Origin of the sequence: Paenibacillus tengchongensis, assembly GCF_008973665.1 — a bacterium.
Lineage (GTDB): Bacteria > Bacillota > Bacilli > Paenibacillales > Paenibacillaceae > Paenibacillus_AQ > Paenibacillus_AQ tengchongensis.
On record NZ_WACP01000013.1, the window covers coordinates 121,390 to 148,307 of the forward strand.

Below are 26,918 nucleotides of genomic sequence, written 5' to 3' on the forward strand. Positions count from 1 at the left end.
CAAATAATCAACTCTGGATATCAAAAGATTCATCATTTCGCCAGGCTTCAAGGCCTAATGGACGGACCATTGTTCACCAGATGGATATCGTCGATATCCACCTGCAGGCCGCCTGTGGCATCCTGCCCGACCTTGCCAAGCTCGAACGATATGCGTCCCACCGGGGTCCCGCCACCGGTAACGTCGAATTCGACCTTATACTCCATATAATCGGCTCCCACGCTCACGATGCTGCTCGTATAGCCGTACCATGTGTAGTTGTTGGCGGTGTCGAGCCAGCCGATGCTGATGTTCATGTCACGCGGCTTCGTCGATTTGGCCTTAAACGTAAGGGTATAGTGATTGCCATCCTCATAGGTAATGCCCTCGTAATAGACCTGACGGTCCCAGCTGTTGCTTCCGGCGGTTCCAACCTTGATCGACAACGCCTGATCGGTATTGGAAATGTCCAGTTCGCCGTTATCCGCAGAGTAGTAATTCCAGCCCTGCAGCGGTCCGGCGAAATCTCCGTTCGGAACGAGGCTCTCCGCATAGGATTGACCGGACAGCACAGGGTTCACGCGCAGCAGCGAGATGTTATCGAGTCTCACCCGGTGACCGCCCAGCGTTTCCGTAAGCCTGCCGAGGTTAAACTGGAGCAGGGCGGCAGGGTCGGTCGCTGCGGCGGTGAAATAATATTCGTAATGTCCGCCGGCCTCCGTCAGGCTCAAGGCTTCGTTGAAGTAAGGCGTCCAGAGGTTATCGGCAGACCCGTCCCGCTGGAGCACCGCCCGGATCTGCCGGGCCAGCGTCGAATCGGCATCGAACTGAAGCTTGTAGACATGGCCTTTGACCAGCGGAAGCGGTCCTTGCTTGACCTGCACATTCCAGTCCTCGTCGCCGGTTCCGTCCATATAGATGCTAAGGTTGCCGTATACGGCAGTCATCACGGTGTTCTTGACCGGGTCCTCCTGAGCCCAATCCTTCTTGAACAGCGTCCAGCCGTCGGCCGTCTTCTGGTCCAGGCTGCCATTGGCGATCAGCTCCCGCGACAGATCCAGCCAGGCCAGATTGTAGCCTTGTCCCGCCAGGCGGAAGTAGTAGGTTCCCGCAGGCAGCGTCAGCGGCAGGCCCGTATGCGCCCGGTAGGACCGGAGGCCGCCGGTATCGCCGATGTCCGTCTGATAGACGGGCGCAGCCGCAACCGGTCGCTTCGCTTCATCCAGCACGGTGAGCTGCAGGCCGGAACCGGCTTCCGTGCTGGCAACGCGGGCGATAGGCACGAACGTGCCGCCCTGAACGAGCTTGACCTTGAAGTCCGCGTAGTCGCCTGCATCCATGTCTGTGATATCCTGGCGTCCCTCGCCGCTCGGGATCAGTGACACGCCGGATGCGGTCCAGTACTGGTCGCCCTGCAGGTGCAGATACCCGTCAAGTGCCGCCGGATTGGCCATACGCACGAGAGATACTTGATCGAGCTCCGTGATGCCGGTGCTCTGGCCCAGAAGGAAGGAGAGCGTGCCGGTCACATCTTCGGTACCGGGAACCACAAGCTCTGCGGTGTAGCTCTTCCAGTCGGAGGTCAGCGCAATTTCGCTCCCGTCCGGAAGGATCGCCTCATGATCTCCGGCCTGAAGGCCAATGGCAATGGACTGACCGTTCGTGGCCCTGGCCTCGAAGGAGAGCCGGTAAGAGCCGGGCGACAACGGCAGATTCGGCTGGGACAGCGACACGGCAGCCGCCGTGTTCCCGGCAGCCGTAACCTCGGCGCTGAATTCCCGCTTCATCAGCGGCAGCTCCAGACGGTTCGTGACCTGCGCCTTGGCGGCAGCTCCCGAATCCGGTACCACTCCGAACGTCCAATATTCCATCCGGCCGGCCCCAAGGTCGAAGCCGCCGTTATAGATCAGATTGCCGTCCGCAAGCGGAGTGCGTACGGCCGGCAGCGGCTCCGTCTCGGCCACGCGGACATTGGTGAAGTAAGCAGGTACATTGTTCTTGCCGAGATTGAACTCGAACCGTACATTGTTATCCGTAGACTGGTTCATGTTGAAGGCATATTCATAGGTCTGCCACTGATTCGTCAGCTGGAAGTTGCGTTCCTCGGAATAGGCTGTCCAGCCGCCCCCGAATTCGGTCAGCTTGCTCATCAGCGGTCTGTCCGCATCGGCCTTGGCCTCAAAGGTTACTTTATAGGCCTTGCCCTTCTCCAGGATCAGCGGCATTTGCGTCAGCTGAATGGAGTAATTCTGCGATCCGCCATCGCTGACCGATACCTTGGCCACTTGGCCTTTCGCGGTATCCTGCACCAGGTTGACGCTTCCTGCGCCCCCCGCATTGGTGATGAACTGCCACTCTTCAGGCACGCCGTCATTCGCGGCGCCTTCCTGGAAGCTTCCATTATAGAGCTGGTTGCCGTCCTCAAGCGCCGGCCGCTGCGGAACAGCCGCTGTTGGATCGGACGGACGTTCGCCGCCAGGTACCGGCCATTTGTCCAGATTCTTGTACTGATAGACGCGGACATAGTCGACGTACATCCGATCGGACTGGAAATCCGCGGCGGGATCGCCCGGCCAGTCGCCGCCTACAGCCAGATTGAGAATCATATAGAAGGGCCGGTCGAACGGCGCCGGGTAGGCATAATAATCCGGCTGCCCGGCGGCCTTGGTTCCCCAGTCGCTGGTCTCGAAATACTTGTGGCCGTCCACGTAGTAACGGATCAGGCCCGGCAGCCATTCCAGCGTAAATTCATGGTAGTCATCCGCGAATGTCTGTCCTTCCGGCAGCACGTAGGTCTTCGACTGGGACACATGCGGGATGTCATAATGCAGCGAGCCGTGAACGGTGCGCGGGTAGAGGTCCGCCTTCTCCTCATCGCCGGCGACCGGACCCGTCAGCTCCATAATGTCCATCTCGCCGCTGCCCGGCCAAGGCCCGTATTGCTTCTCTTCGTCCGTCGGCATCATCCAGATGGCCGGCCACATGCCCTGCTGGACCGGAAGCTTGGCCCGTACCGTGAACTTGCCGTAGGTCCAGTCGCCTTTCAGCTTGGAGGTAAGCTTGCCGGAGGTATAATTCTTGCCTTCGTGGTCCTGCTTCCGGGCCTCCAGCGTCAGCACGCGGTTGCCGCTCTCCTGCTCCAGGAACGCATTGTCTGGATGGTAGTATTCCAGCTCGTTGTTATACACCAGACCGGTATCCTGTACATTCCACTTGCTCTCGTCAATGGCAGTACCGTCGAACTCGTCGTTCCACACCAGTTCCCACTGGTCTGCGTCCGTGGACGGCGTCGCACTGGGAGCAGCTGTTGCAGATGGCGACGGAGTGGCAGATGGTGATGGTGTAACCGATGGTGACGGTGAAGCAGATGGAGATGGTGAAGCAGAAGCAGACGGTGTAGCGGATGGCGGCGGTGCAGTCGGGTTCGTTCCCGTGCCTCCGCCGGACATCGCCGTCGGGCTGGCGGTCGGTGACGCTGTAGCGGTGCTGCCCACTCCCTGCAATGAGGTTCCCTGCTGCACCGGAGTATCGTTCAGATATACCCCGGCGGCACCCACCTCCAGCAGCCCGATGCGTCCCTGATTCTTGATCCGGGAGCCGCCTGCCGGCGCCCCGACTGCAAGCACGTCCGCCCGCGAATTGGCGGACACCTCAATCAGTGCCGGTTGGACCAGCTCCAGCCGGACGGCTGCAGTTCCGTCCTCCAGGACTACACGAACCGGTGAAGTCTGCTTATCCACGATGACCTTCTGGAGAGTAGCGCCGCGGAAGACGACGGAATGCTGGCCGCCCCCCGAAATCCGGGTCACACCGCTCACCTTCACCCCCGACAAGGCAGCTTCCCCTTCGCCTGCACCGGCCGTCACATACAGATTGCCGGCGACAGCACCGCCCTTCAGGGTGACGCCCGGACGGTTGACAATGACGCTGCCCGTAACATCGCCGATGGTGTAAGAGCCTTCGGCCGGGCTGATCCAGCCGATCATCCGCCCCAGCAGGGCCGCCAGCTCGCCCCGGCTGAGGGCTGCCTGCGGCTTCAGCCGTCCGCCCGGATCGCCGCCGAGATAGCCTGCGGCGACCAGCGCGCTTGCAGCCTCGCGGGCATAGGGCTTCACCTCGGCGCCGTCCGGCTTTGCGGCCAGTGCCGTGGCCGGGCCTGGCTCAAGCCCGAAGGCGCGGTACAGCAGCGTCATCGCTTCCTGCCGCGCCACCGGTGCGTCCGGCTCAAACCGGCCATCCGGGTACCCCGTCACCAGGCCGGCTGCATATGCCTGCCGCACCGGCGCTTCATACCAGGAAGAAGCGCTTACATCACTGAACGCAATGTCTCCTTGCCCGGTGTAACGGAATACCCGGGTCAGCACGGCAGCCATTTCCGCCCGCGTGACAGCGCGGCCCGGTTCGAACCGGCCCGGCCCGGCGCCCTGCAGGACGCCGGCGTCCGCCAGCTTCACTACAGCTGCTTCGGCCCAGTGGCCGGTCATATCGGCAAACCCCGCCGATGAAGCTGGGCCTCCGCCTGCTGGAGCAGCTGCCGCCTGCGGGCTGAAGCCCCCGGCCGGCCAGCAGCCCAGCAGCAGCATGCCTGCCATCAGTCCGCTTATTGCTTTGCGGTATATCATGTGATTCCTCCTCATGTACCTGCATTATTACCGGCCTTCGCTACCGGTCGATTTCAGTATAGAAGCAGGTCCTATGGGGGTGACATACCATATCCTTAGCCTCCATAACAAAGATGCAACCTGGATGTTGCTTTGCCGCATACCCCCAGTTCTGCGGACGGCCTGCGCCACGGCCGGTTCTTCTTCCCGGATTATAGAATTGTCTCCCAGCATATTTTTCAGTTGTGGTACGGGTAAGCGAGCAGGATAAGGGTTGTGATTATAGAACACCTATAGTAGTTACTTACATAATTATCCACCCTGTTCAATTTACTCTACTTAAGGGTTAGCGCCGATGGCGAGAGAATTAACCCTCAACCGCAAGGGGGAGCGAAGGAGGATTTTCATTGAAAAATATCGTGATAACCGGCAGTACACGGGGGATCGGGTTCTCTATGGCAATGGAGTTTCTGCGGGCCGGATGTAATGTTATCTTGTCTGGCAGGGGTGAAAGATTACCGGAAGCCGCCGCGGCTTCACTTTCGCTCTTTGAGGGGAAATACATCTATGTCCCATGCAATGTCCAACACAAAGCAAGTCTCCAGAACCTCTGGGACACATCTATGGATCAATGGGGCAGGATAGATATCTGGATCAATAATGCGGGGCAAAATGCGCCGCACAAGTATGCTTGGGAAACGGGCGAATCTTACACTGACAATATTATAAAAACTAATATTACAGGCATGATATATGGATCACAGATTGCGGCAGCAGGGATGCTCAAGCAGGGGCATGGGGCGATATACAGTATGGAGGGTCTGGGCTCCAACAATATGATCCAGCCCAAGACCATATTGTACGGTACCACGAAGCACGCATTAACGTATTTTACGAAGGGGCTTACCAAAGAACTGGAAGGCACAGGAATCCTGGCAGGGAGGCTATCTCCCGGCATGATGCTGACTGATTTTATTACACGAACGCCCGACGGTGATCCATCGGAGGTCATCTCGGATGAGAGGTTCAGAAGAATATTTAATATATTGGCAGACAAACCGGAGACGGTCGCCAAATTCCTCGTACCCAGAATACTCAGCAACACCAGGAACGGCGCTCAAATCGCCTGGCTGACCAACCGGAAGGCTGCATGGCGTTTTATGACGGCGGGGTTCCGCAAGGACAGGCTGATTTAGATCAAAGAGGCTCAACACTGCATCCATTGATTGACTTGCAAAGGAGATGTGTTTAGACAATTTAGGGGGCGGTTTTATGTTTCAGGTCCAGGAATGGGGGAGCAGCTTGGGCATTCGCATCCCGAAGTCCATTGCCTTGAAGGTCGGTATTGAAGAAGGCTCTGAAGTCGATCTCGATGTGAAAGACGGGCAGCTTGTAATCAAACCGAAGTCGGCAACACTGGACGAGATTCTTTCCAGGGTCACGCCGGACAATCTCCATAAAGAGGTTTCTACTGGTGAAATACAAGGACGGGAAGCAGGGTGACGGGCGGATATGTGCCGGATCGGGGTGACTTGGTATGGTTGCAGATCAACCCCCACGAAATTAGTAAAGAGGGGCAGCGAGCCCCCTTTTTTTGTTAACTAACTGAATGTTAACTCCATATATCTACAATCGGAATGCCCTTTTCAATTCTTACTTTGGCTTCGGCCATAAAATCTTTGCCCCATTGATTTAAAGTGGAGATATCGGGATGGTTTCTGTACATGCCAACGTATACAATGATTTCCCGGAGGCGCAGAAACAGGGGGATTTTCTTTATCCAATAATCGTCGATCCTATATTCGGAAATGTAGCCTTTCATGAAATGCTCCATGAAGCGGCTGGCTTGTGACTCCCGCAACGCTCTTCCATCATCCCCACCGTATACATAGACCAGATAGTACATTGGGGTGACAATATCATTAATGAACCAGTTGTACTGAGCCTCATCAAAGTCAAACAAAGTAATACTGCGATCATTCACCTTAAAATTGCCCACATGAATGTCCCCATGGGTTAATCCATAAGACTCAGAATCAATCGGCAATTCATGTTCAAGTGCAGATATTGTATTCCTACAACCTTGAATAACCTTTGTCTGATCAGAGGGAATAAACTTGTGTCTATTCATCAAGTAGTAATTATGGCGCCAGTCTTTACGCGCTATGGTCTGATCGGAAGGTGTATATAACTTTGAGAGCGCATGCAGTTTTCCGGCCGCTACTCCGCATTTATAATACAACTCATGGTCGTGAAGGCAGTCAGGGTAAGAGGCGGCTTCCCCTTTTGCTTTAATAAACGAAGTAACTATGAAAGAGCCATCATTTACATTGATGTATTCAACTAAATTGCCTTGTAGCGATTCAACGGGTATCGAGACTGAAAGACCATTACGATGCAGGAATAGCAGCCAATCTAATTCGCCCTGGACTAATTCCAACCTGCGGTGTTCAGCCGGCGTGAACCGTAAAACGTACTGTTGTTCATTTCTTTGGTATTCGTATACGAAATTCATGGAACCACCCATACTGGTCAGTTCTTTTAAGGAAGTACCAAATAAGGATGCTCCATACCGGATAATATCAGCGTCAAGCTTTGCTATAATGTCCTGTTCCAAAGTCGTGTTCTCCTCTCTAATATAAAATCCTTATAGAGAGTAGTTACGCAAGCGGATGTACCTGAACCAATGGGTTTGCATTACAGATCGCTCCTCGTTATAGATGTACAAATTTACAATAACACATTTATCTGTTGGGAATATGGAACGGTTGATTATACTTGTTTTCAACGGCGTAGTTCTTGCAGGTGCGTGGATTGAAATTTCCTTTTGCCATGTTATAATAAAGGCAGAAATAGCGTAAAATGCAAAGAGAGCCGTGCTACCAACACGACTCCCCTTTTGCAATAGCCGCTTTTAAGGGCGGCGGCTTCGGAATAGCAGTCATGAGATAGACCGGTTCCTTGGGATAGGGCGGTCTATTTCTTTTTGAGGTAGTTAAGCAGAGCAATAATGAACATGCCGAACATGAACATCAGTGACAACGCTTGATAAACCTCCATGGCTTCACCTAATGGCTTTCGGAGAAAGCCTCTTCGTAAGCATAAGCTTTTCCGGGAGATTAGCCGACCGCCCTTGCAAGCCTTCTATTGCTCTCGCGATTATACCATGTTGTACTGTGAGTTGGAAGATTATACAATTCAATCCTGGGAGAAAATCCTAAGGTAACAATTAATCCAAATCCACATCAATCTCCTCAAACTGCGGAACCGCCGGCAGTACATTATCAATGGGCCGGAAGAACACCTCCAGCTTCAGCTCGCCTGGCTCAAAAAGAATAATTTGCTGCGTCCCCAGATTATAAAGATCCCCATTCGTTTGCTCTCCGGGTGCTTCCCCGCCGTAGTAAGAGGCTACGGACTTCAGCTCATCTACGGTGACTTCTTCCCCTTTGGACTCAAGCGCATCCTTCATACTTTCATATCTTGCGGTGTTGAATAAGTTCAAGGAGTGGTTATTAAAGTTACCTTTTAGCAGAAATGAGTTCACACTTCCGATCGAGTCACTGATCCCCCAGACGATCTTGCCGTTGAATTCGGACTCTTCTGTCCGGACGTCACGAAGGCTGTTGGCCTGCCCGCTTACATTATTCTCCAGAACCTTGCTTTCGGTTGGATCGCTCATAAAGATTAGATGGCTAAATGCATACTCCCGATCGGGGGAGGTCAAATAAGCCGCAACCTCATCCATCGTCTGATAATGCTCCAGCGCATACCGCAAATCCATAGGGTACGAATATTTCGAGGAGGAAGAATACGCTGCCCCCGTCCCTGCATCCAGAATTGCCCCAAAGACCTTGTCATCATTAAATCCGGAAACCGTCCCCATAAACCCTAAATAGCCAATCGTCACGATGGATTTATTATCATTCTTGTACGTAACGACCGCATGCATTCTGGAAAGCTGATTCTTCGTGCCGTTAACCCAGTCCAGAATTCTCGCCGTAATGGTCTCACCGGTCTCGGAACGTTGTCCGTATACACTAACCGCTGAACACTGGGTGCCTCTCGCTACATCCGGAAACAGATTGATCAAGAACAGCTCCTCCGCAGACAGCTTCCCGTCTCCTCTGATGCTGTCGGCCCCCCCTGAGAAATTCGAGGCAATTCCTTCAATTTCATCTGCATAATCCTGTTCCATTTGCGGCTTGATATCCTTTACTCTTTGTAAAAGAAAGTCAAGATCCTGGTTGTCCCTGGTCATATCGGCCAGGTAGGAATCGAAAAGGCTTTCATAATCCGGTACAGCTTCCAGGATCGCCGCACCATAGGCTTTTCCCATCTCATAATGGGATGTGCCCGCAGTATAATCAAGGACCACCTCAAAGTGGCTGCCCTTATGGACCATCGAGACAGGCTCTTTGGATACGCCAGCCGCCGCCTTACCATTAGAACAACCAGCTACATTCACAGCAAGAATGAGAAATAGGCCTAGCCTTAAGTATCTCTTCATGTTCATCTCCATTCGGCCGCCGGCGGCGGCAAGCTGTAGGTATCCGGTGCAGCAGCCCCTCCATGTGTGAGGATATTGGGGAAGGATGCTTCGCTCCGGATTATGGTATACTTGTGGAAGTGTCTACACCTTAACACAACCTGTCGTTTATTATGTGAAGCTTTGACATGCTGTATCTAAAAGCAAGGATATCAACAAGTTAGTCTACTATTTCGGGAAGGATGATTCCCGGTATTTATAGAGAGGTTTTCGAGATGACAACAAATTTCTGGCGTGAGTTGCCACGGCCATTTTTTATCCTGGCGCCCATGGAGGATGTGACGGATGTAGTATTCCGCCATGTGGTGAGTGAAGCGGGCAGACCGGATGTGTTCTTTACAGAGTTTGCGAATACGGAGAGCTATTGTCACCCGGAAGGGAACCATAGTGTGCGCGGGCGGCTGACGTTCACCGAGGACGAACAGCCCATGGTCGCGCATATCTGGGGCGATAAGCCGGAATACTTCCGGCAGATGAGCATCGGCCTCGCCAAGGAAGGCTTTAAAGGCATCGATATCAACATGGGCTGCCCTGTCGCCAATGTAGCCGAGAACGGCAAAGGAAGCGGCCTGATCTGCCGTCCCGAGCTGGCAGCGGAGCTCATCCAGGCGGCCAAAGCCGGGGGACTGCCCGTCAGCGTCAAGACAAGGCTCGGCTTCACCAGCGTAGACGAATGGCGCGGCTGGTTAACCCATATTTTGCAGCAGGATATCGTGAATCTGTCCATCCATCTACGCACCAGAGAGGAAATGAGCAAGGTGGCTGCCCACTGGGAGCTGATTCCGGAGATCAAGAAGCTCCGCGATGAGGTGGCGCCGCATACCCTGCTGACCATTAACGGGGATATCCCTGACCGGCAGACCGGCCTTAAGCTCGCGGAGGAGTACGGGGTGGATGGGATTATGATCGGGCGGGGGATTTTTCATAATCCGTATGCCTTTGAGCAGGAGCCGAGGGAACACAGTAGTAACGAGTTGCTGGATCTGCTGCGGCTGCACCTGGATCTCTATGATCAGTATTCCGCGCTGGAGCAGCGTTCGTACCGCCCTCTGACCCGGTTCTTCAAAATATACGTCCGCGGCTTCCGCGGGGCCAGCGAGCTGCGAAACCACTTAATGAACACCAGGTCCACAAGCGAAGCGCGTGCGCTGCTGGAGGAGTTCGCAAGCAAGGAGCATGACGGGGCGGAGGAGCTTGGAGAGTAAGCTGCCCGGATTGTAATCATGCAGCATAACAAGTATTACTACAGAGAAGGCAGGAAAAGTAGTGACAGTCCCCAATTTAATAAATGAGCAGTTGATATTTGGCGAAAAAGTCGTCTACACAGGATCAGATGGATTTCATTATGATGGAAAATCATTTGTGGGAACACATACGTTATGCATGACAAGTCAAGGCAGGGTCATTGTACACGATACAGGCGGCATGTTTGGTTCGGAGACAGTACGGACGATGAACGCCAATCCAGGCAAGATTAGGGTGAATTTCTTTACGAATTACGGGATGAATCTAACAAGTGTAGATACATACCCATTCAGCTTTAACTTTACGGTTTCAATCCAAGAGTTTGAGATCTGCTTAAATGAGATGCCGTATGATTGCTTCCTTTTTTCAGAGAACGCTTCAAATGAGATTCCTGTTTATGTCGACTATGACGATGGCGGAACTCCTTCCTATATGACTATGGGTATGACAAAGGATCAGCTGGATTTAACAAGCGAATATCCGCTTTCGGTTCACACCATCCCGTTTCACCGCATTATGGAGATGAATGGCACAGGACCTTATTCTGCTGTATTGAAGGGTTTCCTGGATAAAGATAACAAGCAGGTGCGATCTGTCAGATTGTTCATACCGTCCAAAGGGACGCTGGCTGTCTTGATGACGTTGTGGAAGAACACGGAGCTGCTATCTGACTTAACAGGGCCTATCCTTAATCTCTATTCCGCACTATTCAGCGGGGTGGTTAATGGTAGTCACATAGATAGCCAGGAAGTGACTCTGGTACACAAAGCAGACGGCAATATTGCCGCAGTAGACGAAACCAGCTGGTCTCTCCTCAACGAGTTTCATTTGAATGAAGATGATTGGTATTATCAGAAGGAAGGTAATCGTTCGGTTGTTCTAAAGCAAGACATCCCTTATATAATCGACGTCAAACGGCCGGATGCCATTGCTTTTGCTGAGCGGACGTGGGTTTGTGAAAATCGGATTTTGCATAACCAGCTGGGCTCTTTATATGGTGTTTACCGGGAAGCAGCATATGATGGCCAGGAGGTCGCGCTCCTTGTGGAGAAACCTCATCAGATGAAATTAATCCAATGGGACACCATGCAGCTTGTTTCGTCCTCTGCACATCAACCGGAAATAATAGATGCCGGGGAGCGGATGTTTCTTCTTCACGGTTCTGAGATCGCTATGGTGACTTGGAAGGATCGCGGTTGGATTTCAAATTTCGGCCCATCCGCCGTGCGCAAGCTGGAAGACCAGAAGATTGGATATACTTCCAATGAGCAGCCGTACTATTTTACTCAAACCGAATTAGGAATGACCTTTAGCCAAGGGGCGGATACCTTCCTTCATTCATTTAAGAGTCAGGCAGTAATGGACATCTCCGTTTCGGAAGCGGTAGGGGAGAGTAGTGATTTTGCAAGGGTGAGGATACATACTGCGGAGGACAGTGAAGATAGCTTCTTTATGCTGCCGGTTCAAGAAGTGCCCGGCATCATCTGCACCACCTATCAGCAGAGCAAAGCTCCCCTTGTGAGGCGTATTCCGCCAGCGCAACTGTATTTAAGCTGGTCCCGGCAGGTGAATGACTTTGCATTGTATCATTTGTTCGGACAGTTATATGCTTTACAGGCCGGGATTGAAGAAATCCAAAAGAACGTTCAAAATCGCGATGAATGCAACCGCAGACTTCTTAACTTCTTATATTATGCAGTTCAGAATCAGAAGCGCAGGCTTGATCAGGTATCCATTTATTTGCCGGCCATGCTGGAGAGGAACTCTCGAACGATATTATCTGGAGCAAACCTGGACAGGCATGAGCAGCCGTTCCGCTATATGCAGCAAGGCTTCATGAATATAAGCACGAAGATGAGGCAGACTCTTTCCGAGATTGAAGGGGCCTTGTCGCCTGTATATAGGCTGATTATTCCAAAGGGCGATATTGAACACATCATTAAGAGAAGAGAGAAGCGGGGGTATGCTCAGGCCGCCATGACGGTAGGGCTGGGAACGGCGTTTACGATTATCTCAGCAGGCTTTCCGCCGGTAACATTGATCATGGGCGGGATGTTCCTTGGTGCAAACTCATTTTTTACAGCAAAAGACGCCAGACAAAAGGCAGAGCTGGATTCGCTGTTCGATCATAACAGTCTGGACTTTTATATGACGAAGGCGCTGGATACCTTCCATCATTTGATGGATACGCTGATCCCTTACCATGTATCCGAGGCCAACCGGTATATGACGGGTAGCTTCGAACAGCTGGCACCCCTGTATAAGTCCGCTTTAACGAATCCTGAGGCGGTTGATCTTCTGTTCAAGGAAATCAGCCAGTATTATACCTTCAAGCAATTGCCGATTGATCATACCGTTGCAATGCCAAAGAAAGCTCTCATCGAACATGTACAAGATTCATCCCACACGGCAGAGCTGTATATTCAATTATTCCAGAACGAGGTGAACTACAATGTTTCAGAACAAGCTGAGAAATCCAGAATCGGTACAATCTGATCCTTTTGCTGAGATGAACGTTGTGCAGGAGACAGTAATGATTGCAGAGGATAATAATCCGTTTGAAGAGGTATTCCTTAATGCTGACGCGATGGATACTGCAGGGATTAATCCAGAGCAGCATTTTGTCCACCCCCATTTCGTAGAGCCCTATTATCGGGAGGATGGGACTTATGTGGAAGGATACTGGCGGGACGGGGATGGAGATACGGACATAGATCTTTCCATGGAAGATGGCGGGGGCTATATGCGTACCAATCCGGATGATGATATCCTGAACAATATCGATCCGGGTATTGAGTTTGATGTGATTTGACTTTAGAACACCAGAGGTTCGCGGAGCATGACGGGGCGGAGGAACAGGGAGAGTAAGCTGCCAGGTTAAAGGAGGCGGGAAACCTTGACGAATAAGCGTTGGTCGTATAATCCCAAGCCGGCTAAATTGACGGCAGACTTGAAGCGAGCGTAATGCAAGCCATAGCGGACTCTGCGGATTTAAACGAAAAGGTGTATCGTGTTGAGATTAAAGCGGGAAGAATCTATTTATATCGCCTGTATGAACAGTATGGCTGGGATAACCCGGAAATCCAATTCATCAAACCCTTAATTGAAGGCAAATATGCAGAGTTTCCCATGGCACGCATTACACTATTTGATGTGCGCGGCGACCAATGCGAGGCAGCTTTTCAGCGCCACAACGGGCAATGGGTCGCATTGTATGGGGCAGGCTTGCGGAATGTCTGAGCTTTATTGAAGGCAATGCCTGGTTTGGCCCCTGATCCGGGGGAACGCAGGAATCTTCATTATACTTATCCTGAAGGAGCGTATACCATGGCAGGAAGAAATGACCTTTGTCCTTGTGGAAGCGGGAAAAAGTACAAGCAATGCTGCATGCTGAAGCAGTCGGAGGCTCAGACACTGGAGGCGAAGAGCCGGCGTTTTTTTGAGCGGAAACAAAAATTGACCAATGACTTATATACCTTCGTGGCTCAAAAGCAGGGCGGTGAGTGGGCATTCGACCATCAGAAATATAAACCCTTTGACTCCTCTTTAGGCTATTACAGAAACGGGGCCGGCGACATGCGTGCTTATTTCTATCAAGTATATGATAGCGGTCTGCGTGGAATCGAATGGTTCCTGGAAGAAAGAGGCCAGAGATATTCCGGGGAGGACCGGGAGATGCTTGAAAGATGGCGGGACATGAAGCTTTCCTGCTATAAGCTGGTAGACCGATATGAGCAAGGTCAGATCATTGAGGACATCTGGTCTCAAGCAAGGTACCGTATGCCTTACTGTGAAACGATGCCCAAGCTTCCTCCCTGGACCGTATCCATCGGAATGCTTGAGCCCTATGTGGAGGATTGGTGTATCCATGGGGTGTTTATGTGGGGCCACCCTGATGTGGAAGCGGCGGTAATGACCCGGGTAGAGCAGTTGCACGATCCAATTACGCAGGCTTCAGGATATGAGCTGTCACCTGCGGACATACTGGCTGCGAACTATCCGGAAATGCTCAATTTATGCAGCCAAATTAACAGCAGACAAGATAAGCCGCTCAGCACGCTGAAGGATATGAGGGAGCAAACTTATGTAACGCGAGAATATACTTGTGAGCGTCCCGAGCTGCTGGCGGACATGCTGCTCGAGAGAAAAGACGAATATATCCTGTCACCGGGGACGGGCCCTACAGAGAATAACATTATCATTAGCCGGGCGGAAAAACTGGACAAGGCATGGGCTGCAATACCAGCGGACCGCCGGGAACGTCTTGGCCTGGACGAAATTCATGTCCTGGAGGAATTCGTAAATATCCAAATTGGCAGACAGGGGGTAACCGTCCATGGTTGGCAGAGCGCAGAGCTTGAAGCTGCACTGGAGCTGCTGGAGTCGGAGCTGTCTGCAGCTGCCGGTCTGATCCGGGTCCGAGAAGAACGAGAAGCCCATCAAATTCCCAAAGACTATATTCTTAAAGGCTACAACATAATAACCGACAAGAACCTCTCCGAGCAAGAGATTGCGGCCTACGGAAATCTGCCCTTGCTATGGCAAGGGGTTCGCGATGAACAAGAGAAGCAGCCCGAAGATAGTACCGAAATGCTGGTGCAGCGAAGAGAATATGAACAATACCGAAGAAATCCGGAATTCCCTAATCTGAACCTTTTACGTATAGCGCTGGGGTTGCCTGAGAGCCCGTTTACCGAATGATGGCATTTATAAAATAAATAACACACGAACATCGAGGATCGGATGAATGGAGAAGGGGACCCGCCCGGAGCCAGCAAGCCTTTCCTCTGTTTGGTTATAGAGGGGGGATATCATGTCCTGGAGCAAACTGAAGCAACAGCTGGAGAGCTTTCTAAGCCCTGCGTTAAATGGAAGGGTCGAATACCGCGCACCCGCTTACCGCTATTCACCGGATAAATCGGGGACCTGTTACATCTCGGTCGATAAGAAGAACATCCTCAACATGAACGATAAGTCCACCTTCATCCGCTGGTATCAGACGGAGCTGGAGATCAAGAACGATCCAGACATCCAGATTCCGGTCAGCAGTGACGACATTGAAGCGGTCAGACAAGCTAATAAGGGAACCGTGCCGGAGGATCGCCTGATCATCATGGCCAGGAACCGACTAAGCACAGAGCATGCCAAAGAGCTGTTGTCCGCACAGGCTGCATTAACTAAATCGAACTTCAACGTTGTGGCGAATAAGTTCCTGACTACGCCTATAGAGGAAAGCCTGGAGAGCAGTGATATCCTGCTGAATATCCTGGCCCTCGTGGACAAGCGAGTGGGAAAGAAGCGGATTCTAGGCATGAGGGAGAAGATGAGGATGAAGCATCCGGCGGTGCAGTATTTTTATGAGCTGCGGCGGGGTGGATGCTGAATTCCGGCGTGTCCCACTAACAGAATATTACCGGCTATAAAAGCTTCACTGACAGCGGATGTCAGTGGAGCTGTTTTATTATACAGGTATTACATTGTAGGAGGAGCATACATGAACCATACCGTATATCTATATGTGTTCGACACCATGGCAGACTGGGAAATAGGATACCTGACGGCTGAACTGAATTCGGGAAGATACTATAAAGAGAGGCAAGCCGCATCCACAATAGTTACCGTAGGGATAGACAAGTCTGCTATCACTACAATGGGCGGATTAACCATCCTGCCTGACATCAGCCTGCAGGAGTGCAGCCTGACAAATGCGGATATGTTGATTTTACCGGGAGGGGAGACATGGACCGAAGCCATTCACGAGCCCATTCTGCAAACCGCCAAGCGATATTTAGAGGAAGATGGCTGGGTTGCCGCAATCTGCGGGGCTACCGCAGGACTTGCCCAGGCGGGCTTGTTGAATTCACGCGCACACACGAGCAATGATCTGGAGTATCTCCGAATGGTCAGCCCCGTGTACACAGGCGAACTGCTCTATCAACCGCAGCCTGCTGTAACGGATGGAAAGCTGATTACCGCATCTGGACTGGCCCCGCTGGAGTTTACCGTTCACGTCCTGAAAGCCCTGGATGTCTTTCCTTCCAATAAATTAGAGGCCTGGTATAACCTTAACAAGACTCACGAGCCTAAGTATTTCTATGAGTTGATGGGATTGTGAGTATAATTGCTATAAGTCTTAGGCAAAGGGGGAGGGCAAATGAACAGAATAAGCGCTCATCAATGTAACCTAAATATATGGCATGATCTGCCTGAGGAAGTGTGGAGTAAGGTTGCCGATATCTATAAGGCTATGCCAGGCTGGATCGGGTATCACAATGGAATTCCCTATTGGTTCGGGCAGGAAAAGGATGAGGTATATATTGAGGCCTCCGTTGAGCCAAGCGGGCTATCCTTCTATGCACAGATGACTAAGAGTGATTGGGACTCCTGGATCGAGAGGTTTAAATCAGAAGCAACACAAGTATTGGGTTATGATGTTGGTGAGCCTGAGGATGGGTTTGTGTGAAAATAGAATCTATAGAATTGCCGTACCTATAACAAATAAATGGTTATAGGTTTTTTCTGCGTTTACGTCTAAGTGCAGAACTTTTTGCGAATAATTTAAAGGGATATATAAAGCATTCTCGAATACCTTATCAAGATCTGTTTCTAAGCAATTGTGAACGGTGGTGACTGTATGAACAAGCAGGTTGTGGCTGCGGCAATGCGAGTTCTAGACAACCATAATGGATTTGCTCGAACTAAAGATTTTAAAGAAGCAGGGCTTTCCTCTTATTATGTGAAAAAGCTGGAATCCATCGGTGAAATTGAACGGCTAAAGCAGGGTGTCTATCGACGTACAAGCCAAACGAACGAACCATTGAATGAAATTATAGAAGTGTCAAAGCTGGTTCCTAAAGGGGTTGTATGTCTCCTCTCCGCCCTATCCCACTACGAACTGACAACGTATAATCCTTGGGAATACCAAATAGCCATTCATCGCGGCGGAAAGAAACCAAGGCTTCCAGACTATCCGCCCATTAAAATAATGTTTTTTGCAGATGCTCAGTTTAAAGTGGGTATAGACGAGATTAGCGTGGATGGCACAGTCGTTAGAATCTATGATCGGGAAAAAACAATTTGCGATATAGTGCGATACCGTGAAAAGATTGGGATTGATTTGATGAAAGAGGGTTTGAGAAACTACCTTCAATCTCCTCATAAAAATATAACCAAGTTGGTCTCCTATGCTGACCAGTTGCGGATTCGGACTGTTTTGCAAAAATATCTCGAGGTGTTGATCTAATGAGTGATATTAAAAATATCCCTGCCTCTGTTGCTGAACGTTTGAAGAATATTGCCAAGACCTCGGGAAAAGCATTTGATACATTGCTGCTGCTGTACCTTCAAGAGCGTTTCTTATATCGCTTGTCTGTATCTGATTATAAGGACAAATTTATATTAAAGGGCGGGCTGTTTCTGTTCTCGCAGACTCAGTTCAAGGCGCGTCCAACTAAAGACGTTGATTTTCTCGCCAGACAGATAGCCAATGAGCTTGAAACTTTAAGAGATTCATTTGTGATGATTTGTTCGATAGACGTCCCTGCAGATGGAGTTGAATTTCAGCTGGACAAAATGACAACGGAAAGGATTAAAGAGGATGCCGATTACGAGGGCGTAAGAATCAAGGTAACGGCGCTTCTAGGGCGAATGAGAAAGAGCCTGCAGTTTGATATAGGATTTGGAGATGTCGTGGTTCCGAAGCCGCAACTCATTGACTATCCGGTTCTGCTTGATATGGAAGCACCACAGGTGCAGGCATATTCGAAGGAATCTGTCATTTCCGAAAAGTTCGAAGCTATGATTACCTTGTCAGTCATGAATAGTCGAATGAAAGATTTTTACGATATCTATATGCTATTAAGCACCAATGATTTTGATGGACGGGTACTTTATGAAGCGGTGTTCGAAACCTTTCAGCGTCGGGGGACAGTACTCGAAAAGGAACATCCTTTATTTCTGGCAAAGTTTGCAGATGATGAAAGCCGAACAAAGCAATGGATGGCTTTCATGCGTCGATTAGGGATTGAGGAGCCGCTTGCGTTCCAAGATGTGATGAATTGCCTGGTTAATTTTCTAGAGCCGCTATATCAATCTTTAATCCATGATGTTGAGTTCTTTGGTCAATGGAATTGTGAGAATAGGGTTTGGCTTAACCAGAACTAATGCAGCCATGAAGACTCCTGATGAACAGGAGTCTATTTCGGTTTATTCTGCAGGAATTTCGTGGATTTACAGGGAGCATTGGGCTATCATTATTTGTAAATGGTAGAGACTGAATCTGAACAACATGACGGAGGTACACATGGACGAATTAATCGAGAAAATGATCCAATTCCGCGACGAAAGGGACTGGAAGCAATTCCATGATCCCAAGGACCTGGCGCTCTCCATCTCGCTGGAGTCGAGCGAGCTGCTGGAGCTCTTCCAGTGGAAGAACAGCCAGCAAGCCATAGAGCAGCATTATTCCGATATGCAGGACGAAATCGCTGATATTCTCATCTACACGCTAACGCTCGCTCATGATTTACAAATCGACGTAAAGGCTGCCATCCTTCAGAAAATAAACAAAAACGCAGAGAAATACCCGATATCCCGTTCCAAGGGAAGCTCGCAAAAAAGCACGCGTCAGTGAACGAATAGGGGAGAGCTCCATGATTATCTATGAATCGACCAAGCAGCAATTTATGAACGATGTAACCGAGGATAGTATTGCGGTAAAGATCCATACCCAGTTCGTGCAGAAATCCGGCAGAGTCTCCATGAGCGAAATCAATGCCTGGAACAACTCCATGAACTACCTTTATAAAGTCTTAAATACACCGGCCATTCCGGATGACGCAGGCATCGCGATTGAATATAAAATACCAGCGACCTCGAGAAGAATCGACTTCATGATTACGGGCTTGAACGAACAGGACCAATATACCGTCGTCATCATCGAGCTTAAGCAATGGACAGAAGTTGAAACGGTTGAGGATGCAGATGGCCTTGTCAAAACCTACTTTAACCGTACGAAGACTAGAACGCCGCATCCTTCTTTTCAGGCATGGTCTTATGCCCAGCTGATTAGTGATTATAATGAGACCGTGCAGAACGAAGCGGTCCAGCTCTATCCTTGTGCTTATTTACATAACTATGTGCGGGCCGAGGAAGATCCTCTATTGCATCCTGTCTACAATCAATATTTGGAGGAAGCTCCGATCTTCTCAAAGGGAGATGCTCTGAAGCTAAGAGGGTTTATTGCAACCTACATTAAGAAAACCGATAGAAGCAAATCGCTTTACCTCATTGAGCATGGCAAAATCAAACCCTCTAAATCGCTGCAGGATTCACTCGTCAGCATGCTGCAGGGAAATCAGGAATTCATCATGATTGACGATCAGAAGGTAGTCTATGAGGAAGCGTTGAGATTGGCGCAGCAAGCCCAGTCGGGCAAGAAGCAGGTCCTGATTGTTGAAGGCGGACCAGGGACAGGCAAGTCGGTGCTCGGCATTAATCTGCTGGTAGAGCTTACGTCACGAGAGCTGGTCTGCCAATATGTAACCAAGAACAGCGCGCCTCGTGAGGTTTACAGGAAAAAGCTGCAGCAGAACGTGAAGAGATCGGTCATTGATAACCTGTTTAAGGGATCAGGCGTTTACTACGAAGCCTTGCCCAATGAATTCGATTGCCTGATCGTGGACGAGGCCCATCGCTTAAATGAGAAGTCGGGTCTGTTCAAGAATAAAGGCCTGAATCAAACCATGGAGATTATCCGCGCTGCGCGGTTTTCTGTATTTTTTATCGATGAATATCAGAGGATCGCAATGCACGATGTAGGCAGCAAGGAGCAGATCAGACAGTATGCTGAACAAATGGATGCGGATATCACGGAGCTGACCTTGGCTTCTCAATTCCGGTGCAATGGCTCTGATGGATATCTGGCATGGCTCGAGGATGTACTGGATATCCGTGAAACGGCAAACGCAGACGGCTTCGATTTCGACTATGAAATCAGGCTCTATGATGACCCGAATGCATTACGGGACGAGATCTTCAGCAAGAATCAGATCAATAATAAGGCAAGAATGCTTGCCGGCTACTGCTGGGATTGGAAGAAGGACGGGAAGGACAATCCTGGCGTTCATGACATTCAATTAGACCGCTATCAATTCTTCATGAGCTGGAACCTTAACAACACGACGACTTGGGCAATCGACCCTGAATCCGTTGAACAGGTGGGCTGCATACACACCTCACAGGGACTGGAATTTGACTATGTCGGAGTGATCATTGGCGAGGATATGCGTTATGAGAATAACCGTATCGTCACCGACCCGTTCAAGCGTGCAAAGACGGATAAGTCTCTCTCAGGTTTCAAGAGCTTGTATAAGAAGGATAAGGACGAGGCCCTCCGCCTAGCCGATCAAATTATACGCAACACCTACCGGACGTTAATGACCCGGGGAACGAAGGGGTGCTACATCTACTGTGTGGACCCGCATTTGAAGGCGTACTTGCAGAGGAGATTGGCTATCCAGAGTTCGGTGGTGATATCGGGATAAGAGTAAGGGCGATGGAGAGTTAGATCATAGATATGAAGAGATGAGGATTGGATGAATGGGGAGGGGGTGACCCGGAGCCAGGAGGCCTTTCCTCTTTTGTTATTGAAGGGAAGGTCCTGGAGCGGATATATCGGGTAGGTAAGAAGAACATCCTCAATATGAGTGATGAAACCACTTTCATCAGCGGGTATCAGATGGAGCTGGATATTATGAATGATCCAGAACTCCAAGTTCCGATCAACATTGACGACATTGATGCGGTCAGGAGAGATACCAGGGAAATTATGCCGGAGGTCGTTTAATAGAAATGAACTGAAACAGAATAAGTATAGAGCATGCCAAAGAGCTTTTGTCCGCACTGGCTTATTAAGTAAATCGATTTTTAAAAGGACAGCTGGTTTTGCTTTAATAAAAAAATCAGGAAATACAAAATCAAAAGTAAAGTATCTAGGAATGAAAGTTTTATGAAAAAAACATCATTTATGAAAATCATTAATAAAAAAGCTATCAAGTTGAGCGGAGGAAAAATATAAGCATATTATGCCAGCTGCAATTAATATCAATTTATTACCAAGATCCAATATTTAAATTTGATTGGATTTTAGCTCCATCAAAAACAATCTCGTTATTATAAAATGAATAATATAACCAAAAAATTAATTGGTAAAAAGATTGGCAATATTGAACGGTATGTGTTTTTTCTTGAGTGCAATGGTATAATCACTCTGATGTATTTTGTTGTCGAATAATATAAAATTTTTGTGTAACTATTTTCTAGTGCATATGTGCAACTTATATACAAAAGGAGTTAAATTAAATGATAAATGACAAAAAATATATACAACAAAAAATTATAAGATTAAGAGAACAACAACGACCGCGCGTGTTAGATCTTTTCTCGGGTTGTGGTGGTCTTTCTTTAGGGTTTTTTAATCAAGGTTTTGAGATGGTTGCAAATGTAGAAATTAATGAAGTAGCAGCCAAAACGTATGCTAGAAATTTTCATAAAAATGAATCGGAAGAGAGAAGAAATCTATTTGCGAAAGCACGCGATATTACTAAGTTGGAACCTTCAGATTTATTAGAAGAGTTCTATCCTGGTGAGGATCCCAAGTCATTAATTGATGTTATTATTGGGGGGCCACCATGTCAAGCGTATACTCGCATAGGGCGAGCTAAGTTAAGAGAGGTTGCCCAACATCCAGAGGCATTTAAACAAGATCCTAGAGGGAATCTTTATCTGAGATATTTAAGTTATGTTCAAGCATTACAACCATTAGCAATAGTTATGGAAAATGTACCAGACGTACTGAATTATGGTGGCCATAATATTGCAGAGGAAATGTGTGAAGCTCTTGAGGAGTTTGGTTACGTTTGTAAATATACTATTTTAAATTCGGTAAACTATGGTGTTCCTCAGATGAGAGAACGAATGTTTTTGATAGCTACAATTAAAGATATGAAAGTAGATCCTTCTTTTCCTAATCCCTCTCATTGGATAGACATTCCAAGGGGGTATGAGAACGCTAGGAAAGTAGCATTGAAAACGATTGAAAAATTAGCTAATGATACACGGTTCATCTCTCCGCCGTTATCAAGTACAACTTTGGAACCTGCCATAACTGCAGAACAAGCTTTAGGAGATCTCCCTAAAATTACAAATCATTTAAAGGGTGAGATGAAAAAAGGAGCAAAAAGGTTTACTGAGGTTATACCCTATCCGGCTGACGTAGAAGTGTCAGATTATGCTAAAGTAATGCGTAATTGGGGTCATTTTAAGAGCACAGATGGTATTTCAGACCATGTTATTCGGCTATTACCAAGAGATTATCCGATTTTTAAACGTATGCAACCCGGAGACCAATACCCACAAGCTTATAATGTAGCACTTGATATATTAAATGAAAAGGTGATGGAACTTAAAAAAGATGGTTTAACTATTATGGAGGATACTCAGGAATATGAAAAATTAAAAGCGAAAATAGTTCCTCCATACGATGCAAGTAAATTCCCTAACAAGTGGAGAAAAATGGAAGGTGATCTGCCTGCAAGAACCTTAATGGCTCATCTTGAGAAGGATGGTTATTCTCATATTCATTATGATAGTAATCAAGCAAGAACTATTTCGGTACGAGAGGCTGCAAGGCTACAATCCTTTCCTGATGCATTTAAATTTGAAGGTACAATGAATCCTGCCTTTCGCCAAATAGGTAATGCTGTACCGCCAATGATGGCTTCAGCTATAGCTGTAAATCTGAAGCAATTATTAGAGGTGAAAAGGGAGATTTTAATCTAAGGAGTGCTTATAACTTTGAGTATTAAAACTCGTTCGGTATTATTTAGAGAGAAAATAAAAGCTATTACAGGAGAAAACAGTAAGGTCTCAATGTGTTTTGGTGTTTCTAATGGGCTGGATGTGCTTAGTGGTGGGTTACAATTAGGAGTTGCTAACTTTGAAAAATTAGATCCTCAAAATGAAAGTTTTTTAATTCTTTGTGTTGCTAAGTTCCCCCCGGGTAATGAATTGTATTTAGCCTTTTACATTAAGGAAGAAGCGCATAAATTCATTGAACGTTTGAATTTAATGAAAGACTCAGCACAGGGGCAAAGTGAGGAAGATGCTGATAACTTAGAATACTCTAATAATTCTCTAATCCAATATTCTAACCGCAATAATAATGTGCCAATGTATCTATCAGAAGATGGTAAAATATATTTAAGAAATAAAGGATTTTGGGAGTCTTTAGACTTTGAAAAGAGTTCTCTAGGACCCGCTCCAAGTATTGACCAGATTTATTATTCTACTTACGCTAGATCACGAGACGGGAAAGATACTTATGCTGAAAAAGAATTTCTTTCTTATTTGTCCGATATTGTGGGTAGTGATAAATTAATATGTATACCGGATACATGGGGAATAGAGCCAGATATTTCGCCAGAGTTAAGAAGAATGCCGGTAGCAGTTGAATTAGAGGAAATAAAACAGTCTATTGAGGTACTCGGGGGGCATTATGAATCTAAATTGATTGAACAATACCATTTAGCTTTAAATCACCTAGCCTATAAACATTTTGTAATACTGGGTGGTATCTCCGGAACTGGAAAAACTCAACTGGCTATCCTTTATTCTAAAGCAATACACGGAATACTTAACAAGAATCAAAAAGACCCCTTCTTTTTTATGTGTCCAGTTAGACCAGATTGGACTGACCCTAGTGGATTGACTGGATATTTCGATGTGATCTCTAATAAATATATTGTTCCTTCCTTTCTAGAGGCTGTTCTTACAGCAAATCAAAACCCTGAAACTCCTATCTTTGTATGTATAGATGAGATGAACTTAGCCAAGGTGGAATACTACTTTGCTGATGTGCTAAGTGCCATTGAATCAGGAGAGTTACTGCAGCTTCATAATCATATAAATCCAATTCGGGGTAGTAATAACGTGGATATACACTCGGAAATTTCCATTCCGCATAATATGTTTATTATCGGAACGGTGAATATTGATGAGTCAACACACCCTTTTAGTGATAAAGTACTTGATCGTTCTAGTTTTATTGATATGTCCGAAATTGACATTGATGGATTCTTTAATTCGTTAATAAGAAAGGATAATGAATTAGAACCTGTGGTACAACAGTGCGGTGAGTTGCTCACGAGATTATATAGTACCTTGAAAAAATATAAAATGTCCTTTGGGTACAGAACAATTGAGGAGTTCATACTATATTTAGCTTTCGCCAATAGACATAGTGTCTCTTCAAGTAATAGTGTTATTGATGAACTCATCTGCCAAAAAATACTACCAAAATTGAAAGGGACAGAAAGACATTCAGTGTTACTGAGTGAACTAAAGGGGATACTTTCTGGTTATAAAAAAAGCAAAAATATTATTGAAGAGTTAGTGTTAGAACTAGATGATTTCGGATCATTTCAATTTATGAGGTGAGTCATGCATTCGGAATTGGTACTACTGAACGAGCTTGGAGCTACACAGCCCTTGTGTAGGATATGGCCAGAAGAAAGTACTGTAATACAAGTGAGCCTACATGAAAATAAGCGGTACTATTTCGAGTTAAGAAACCCGCCAGATGTTTACGCTGCACAAATATATATTGAAGGAACTCGTTTGAAAAAAGATATTCCTAGTCCAACAATCGTACAATGGGAGTGGGAAATCGGCTTTAATGCCGGTATCGTTGAGTTTGAATTACATCTGGGAAAATTAAACAAGTATACTTTTTCATTAGAAGTGGATCCCGAATTAAAGAAATTAACGAAAACCGATTTTGACCAAATGATTAGGGACATTTTAGACGATACCTTTGCTTTACTTTCATTATCAAATTTTAAAAAGGGGCTATCTAAAGGGAACGGTAAAGCTTTTCCACAGATAGCAAAACTAGAATTTTTAAAAGGAAGAGTAGAAGAACTAGAAAAAGTGGTACATGAAATAAACAAAAATCCACAAAGAATTTTAAAGTCTAGCTTTAATAAAGTATCCATTAATAAGGCTGGGTTTATTGAACCAAGGCTATTTAACAAATCTATAAGATCATCACCTCTTATAAAAGCAACCAACGGCAGCGGGCTTACATACATGCCTACACAAATTTTTATTGATGAAAAGAGATTAAATGAAGATGTGCGAGAGCATAGAGATATCAAATTTGCTCTAAAAAAATGGTCAACATGGCTATTGATAATGGGCGAAACTTTAGAAAAATTGGCTAAAAAACGAAAAGATGATCAGGTCTCATTAAAGCTAAGTTGGGCAAAGAAATGTAAAAGTTTATCAATTAGGTTGGCAAGACTAGTGAATCTCCCTGTGTTTACTGACGTAAGTGATTCGTATTCACCTGTTTTAGCTACTCAAGTATATAAAAAAATACCAATTTATAATAAGTTTTTGATGATATATAATGATTTTACTAAGGGGATTTCAAATGTAGTTGGTGACTTTTTAAATGTTCCTTTAGCTAGAACTTTTGAGCTTTATGAGATTTGGTCTTTTCTACGTATTACAAGAGCACTGAGTTCAATATTCCCCTCCGCCGCATTTAGCACGAACGAATTATTTGGAATGTCAACCGAAAAAGAAGTCGTTGTTTCAGCTAATAATGTTATTCTGGAAGTTGCCGACCAAGTGTTTTTATGTTATCAAAAAACATATAAAGAATACTGGGTTGAAGAAAACGGTATAGGTTCATATAGCAGAGAGCTAAGACCTGATATTACATTGGAGTTCTTAGAAAATGCTAATATTATTGTACTGGATGCGAAATATCGGATTGATAACAATTTAAATGATGCGCTTACGTCGATTCATACTTATAGAGATGCTTTAGTCTCAGAGGCCACTGGGAAATATAAAAGTGTAGTAAGCGGAGCGTATATATTGACCCCTCACCTAAACAGTACTAGTGCTGAACAATGGAAGGATGTGAACATGCCAGGGAGATTATTTCACCCCGAATATAGAGGGACATTTAAGTTTGGCGCCGCAAGTTTAAAGCCAGGAATGGATCTTGGTCAAATCGAGAACCTATTGAAAGATATCCTTAAAGACTCTACATTATAATTATTGTTTCTAGATATAAGCCTACAAATAGTTTAAGCCTTTTAAGTTTAACTCTTTGATATTCAAAATGAAGATGCTCTGAAATTCTGCAAGACTAACTCGATATTCCGGTACGGTCGGTGAATAAACTATATATGTGCATGGTGTAATCCGCTTCTCAATTTTTCTGTGAACTGATTACCTCATGACCGATATGCCTAAGCTCGGGCTGAAGAAGAATAGTAGCTGCTTAGTATAAGCTCTCCGCAAGTTTACAAATCGTTCGATACAGGCAGTACCCTTTTGTGGGAAAATTGCTTACTACGCACGAGACTTGTATCATATGTTTTTTGTAGATGTTCCAGTAAGTTCATTATTCAAGCTTTTTTCATTTACAGCGAGGGCCCCTTCTACCGCCGAAGGGGCCGCTTTTTTAA

At 47.2% G+C, this 26,918-nt stretch carries 22 protein-coding genes; 18 read left to right on the top strand and 4 right to left on the bottom strand.

Annotation, left to right across the window (positions count from 1 at the left end; all coding sequences use genetic code 11):
• Positions 1 to 47: 47 nt before the first annotated feature.
• A complete protein-coding gene (locus tag F1381_RS20805; RefSeq protein WP_187355488.1) occupies positions 48 to 4,601 on the bottom strand; it encodes a carbohydrate binding domain-containing protein in 4,554 nt (1,517 codons plus the stop codon).
• 386 nt (positions 4,602 to 4,987) lie between these two features.
• Between F1381_RS20805 and F1381_RS20810 the strand changes: the two genes are divergently transcribed.
• Both F1381_RS20810 and F1381_RS20815 read left to right on the top strand, forming a co-directional pair.
• Positions 4,988 to 5,776, top strand: a complete 789-nt coding sequence (locus tag F1381_RS20810) for an SDR family NAD(P)-dependent oxidoreductase (protein WP_151736768.1) — start codon at positions 4,988 to 4,990, stop codon at positions 5,774 to 5,776.
• Between the two features lie 76 nt (positions 5,777 to 5,852).
• Positions 5,853 to 6,083: an AbrB/MazE/SpoVT family DNA-binding domain-containing protein gene (locus F1381_RS20815; protein ID WP_151736769.1), complete on the top strand. Its 231-nt coding sequence runs from the start codon at positions 5,853 to 5,855 to the stop codon at positions 6,081 to 6,083.
• A 109-nt stretch (positions 6,084 to 6,192) separates the two neighbouring features.
• Here F1381_RS20815 and F1381_RS20820 read toward each other — a convergent pair whose 3' ends face one another.
• The 3 genes from F1381_RS20820 to F1381_RS20825 all read right to left on the bottom strand — a co-directional run bounded on the left by F1381_RS20820 (position 6,193) and on the right by F1381_RS20825 (position 9,048).
• Positions 6,193 to 7,197, bottom strand: a complete 1,005-nt coding sequence (locus F1381_RS20820; RefSeq protein WP_151736770.1) for a phosphotransferase enzyme family protein — start codon at positions 7,195 to 7,197, stop codon at positions 6,193 to 6,195.
• Between the two features lie 359 nt (positions 7,198 to 7,556).
• A complete protein-coding gene (locus F1381_RS29125; RefSeq protein WP_219214875.1) occupies positions 7,557 to 7,640 on the bottom strand; it encodes a putative holin-like toxin in 84 nt (27 codons plus the stop codon).
• 169 nt (positions 7,641 to 7,809) lie between these two features.
• Positions 7,810 to 9,048, bottom strand: a complete 1,239-nt coding sequence (locus F1381_RS20825; RefSeq protein WP_187355489.1) for a C45 family autoproteolytic acyltransferase/hydrolase — start codon at positions 9,046 to 9,048, stop codon at positions 7,810 to 7,812.
• Between the two features lie 296 nt (positions 9,049 to 9,344).
• Between F1381_RS20825 and F1381_RS20830 the strand changes: the two genes are divergently transcribed.
• The 16 genes from F1381_RS20830 to F1381_RS20905 all read left to right on the top strand — a co-directional run bounded on the left by F1381_RS20830 (position 9,345) and on the right by F1381_RS20905 (position 26,502).
• Entirely contained in the window at positions 9,345 to 10,334 is a 990-nt protein-coding gene (locus F1381_RS20830; protein ID WP_151736772.1) for a tRNA dihydrouridine synthase, read from the top strand.
• A gap of 61 nt (positions 10,335 to 10,395) precedes the next feature.
• Positions 10,396 to 12,870, top strand: coding sequence for a hypothetical protein (locus tag F1381_RS20835; protein WP_151736773.1), 2,475 nt, complete (start codon positions 10,396 to 10,398; stop codon positions 12,868 to 12,870).
• A 13-nt stretch (positions 12,871 to 12,883) separates the two neighbouring features.
• Positions 12,884 to 13,186: a hypothetical protein gene (locus tag F1381_RS20840; protein ID WP_246188130.1), complete on the top strand. Its 303-nt coding sequence runs from the start codon at positions 12,884 to 12,886 to the stop codon at positions 13,184 to 13,186.
• Positions 13,187 to 13,338: 152 nt separating this feature from the next.
• On the top strand, positions 13,339 to 13,614 hold the full coding sequence (locus F1381_RS20845; protein WP_151736775.1) for a hypothetical protein: 276 nt from the start codon (positions 13,339 to 13,341) through the stop codon (positions 13,612 to 13,614).
• Between the two features lie 87 nt (positions 13,615 to 13,701).
• Positions 13,702 to 15,075 carry an SEC-C domain-containing protein gene (locus tag F1381_RS20850; protein ID WP_187355490.1) on the top strand — a complete coding sequence of 458 codons (1,374 nt, stop codon included), beginning with the start codon at positions 13,702 to 13,704 and terminating at the stop codon, positions 15,073 to 15,075.
• Between the two features lie 112 nt (positions 15,076 to 15,187).
• Positions 15,188 to 15,757, top strand: a complete 570-nt coding sequence (locus F1381_RS20855; RefSeq protein WP_151736777.1) for an SF0329 family protein — start codon at positions 15,188 to 15,190, stop codon at positions 15,755 to 15,757.
• 111 nt (positions 15,758 to 15,868) lie between these two features.
• Positions 15,869 to 16,489, top strand: coding sequence for a type 1 glutamine amidotransferase family protein (locus tag F1381_RS20860; protein ID WP_151736778.1), 621 nt, complete (start codon positions 15,869 to 15,871; stop codon positions 16,487 to 16,489).
• Positions 16,490 to 16,528: 39 nt separating this feature from the next.
• Positions 16,529 to 16,837, top strand: coding sequence for a hypothetical protein (locus F1381_RS20865; protein ID WP_151736779.1), 309 nt, complete (start codon positions 16,529 to 16,531; stop codon positions 16,835 to 16,837).
• A 171-nt stretch (positions 16,838 to 17,008) separates the two neighbouring features.
• Positions 17,009 to 17,617, top strand: a complete 609-nt coding sequence (locus tag F1381_RS20870; RefSeq protein WP_151736780.1) for a type IV toxin-antitoxin system AbiEi family antitoxin domain-containing protein — start codon at positions 17,009 to 17,011, stop codon at positions 17,615 to 17,617.
• Positions 17,617 to 18,537, top strand: a complete 921-nt coding sequence (locus tag F1381_RS20875) for a nucleotidyl transferase AbiEii/AbiGii toxin family protein (RefSeq protein ID WP_151736781.1) — start codon at positions 17,617 to 17,619, stop codon at positions 18,535 to 18,537. Before F1381_RS20870 ends, F1381_RS20875 begins: the two co-directional genes overlap by 1 nt.
• A 139-nt stretch (positions 18,538 to 18,676) precedes the next feature.
• A complete protein-coding gene (locus tag F1381_RS20880) occupies positions 18,677 to 19,006 on the top strand; it encodes a MazG-like family protein (RefSeq protein ID WP_151736782.1) in 330 nt (109 codons plus the stop codon).
• 19 nt (positions 19,007 to 19,025) lie between these two features.
• On the top strand, positions 19,026 to 20,918 hold the full coding sequence (locus F1381_RS20885) for a DUF2075 domain-containing protein (protein WP_151736783.1): 1,893 nt from the start codon (positions 19,026 to 19,028) through the stop codon (positions 20,916 to 20,918).
• 47 nt (positions 20,919 to 20,965) lie between these two features.
• The gene (locus F1381_RS20890; RefSeq protein ID WP_151736784.1) at positions 20,966 to 21,220 is read left to right on the top strand and encodes a hypothetical protein; all 255 of its coding nucleotides are present in this window, start codon (positions 20,966 to 20,968) and stop codon (positions 21,218 to 21,220) included.
• A gap of 515 nt (positions 21,221 to 21,735) precedes the next feature.
• Positions 21,736 to 23,214 (top strand): DNA cytosine methyltransferase, encoded by a 1,479-nt coding sequence (locus F1381_RS20895; protein WP_151736785.1) that lies wholly within the window; start codon positions 21,736 to 21,738, stop codon positions 23,212 to 23,214.
• Between the two features lie 15 nt (positions 23,215 to 23,229).
• Entirely contained in the window at positions 23,230 to 24,870 is a 1,641-nt protein-coding gene (locus F1381_RS20900; protein WP_151736786.1) for an McrB family protein, read from the top strand.
• 3 nt (positions 24,871 to 24,873) lie between these two features.
• The gene (locus tag F1381_RS20905) at positions 24,874 to 26,502 is read left to right on the top strand and encodes a DUF2357 domain-containing protein (protein WP_151736787.1); all 1,629 of its coding nucleotides are present in this window, start codon (positions 24,874 to 24,876) and stop codon (positions 26,500 to 26,502) included.
• Positions 26,503 to 26,918 lie beyond the last annotated feature (416 nt).

Bases quoted from the DNA above. Each gene is read 5' to 3' on its own strand.
- F1381_RS20805 (WP_187355488.1), bottom strand. From the start codon at position 4,601: ATGATATACCGCAAAGCAATAAGCGGACTGATGGCAGGCATGCTGCTG.
- F1381_RS20815 (WP_151736769.1), top strand. From the start codon at position 5,853: ATGTTTCAGGTCCAGGAATGGGGGAGCAGCTTGGGCATTCGCATCCCG.
- F1381_RS29125 (WP_219214875.1), bottom strand. From the start codon at position 7,640: ATGGAGGTTTATCAAGCGTTGTCACTGATGTTCATGTTCGGCATGTTC.
- F1381_RS20830 (WP_151736772.1), top strand. From the start codon at position 9,345: ATGACAACAAATTTCTGGCGTGAGTTGCCACGGCCATTTTTTATCCTG.
- F1381_RS20840 (WP_246188130.1), top strand. From the start codon at position 12,884: ATGAACGTTGTGCAGGAGACAGTAATGATTGCAGAGGATAATAATCCG.
- F1381_RS20845 (WP_151736775.1), top strand. From the start codon at position 13,339: ATGCAAGCCATAGCGGACTCTGCGGATTTAAACGAAAAGGTGTATCGT.
- F1381_RS20850 (WP_187355490.1), top strand. From the start codon at position 13,702: ATGGCAGGAAGAAATGACCTTTGTCCTTGTGGAAGCGGGAAAAAGTAC.
- F1381_RS20855 (WP_151736777.1), top strand. From the start codon at position 15,188: ATGTCCTGGAGCAAACTGAAGCAACAGCTGGAGAGCTTTCTAAGCCCT.
- F1381_RS20860 (WP_151736778.1), top strand. From the start codon at position 15,869: ATGAACCATACCGTATATCTATATGTGTTCGACACCATGGCAGACTGG.
- F1381_RS20865 (WP_151736779.1), top strand. From the start codon at position 16,529: ATGAACAGAATAAGCGCTCATCAATGTAACCTAAATATATGGCATGAT.
- F1381_RS20870 (WP_151736780.1), top strand. From the start codon at position 17,009: ATGAACAAGCAGGTTGTGGCTGCGGCAATGCGAGTTCTAGACAACCAT.
- F1381_RS20875 (WP_151736781.1), top strand. From the start codon at position 17,617: ATGAGTGATATTAAAAATATCCCTGCCTCTGTTGCTGAACGTTTGAAG.
- F1381_RS20880 (WP_151736782.1), top strand. From the start codon at position 18,677: ATGGACGAATTAATCGAGAAAATGATCCAATTCCGCGACGAAAGGGAC.
- F1381_RS20885 (WP_151736783.1), top strand. From the start codon at position 19,026: ATGATTATCTATGAATCGACCAAGCAGCAATTTATGAACGATGTAACC.
- F1381_RS20895 (WP_151736785.1), top strand. From the start codon at position 21,736: ATGATAAATGACAAAAAATATATACAACAAAAAATTATAAGATTAAGA.
- F1381_RS20905 (WP_151736787.1), top strand. From the start codon at position 24,874: ATGCATTCGGAATTGGTACTACTGAACGAGCTTGGAGCTACACAGCCC.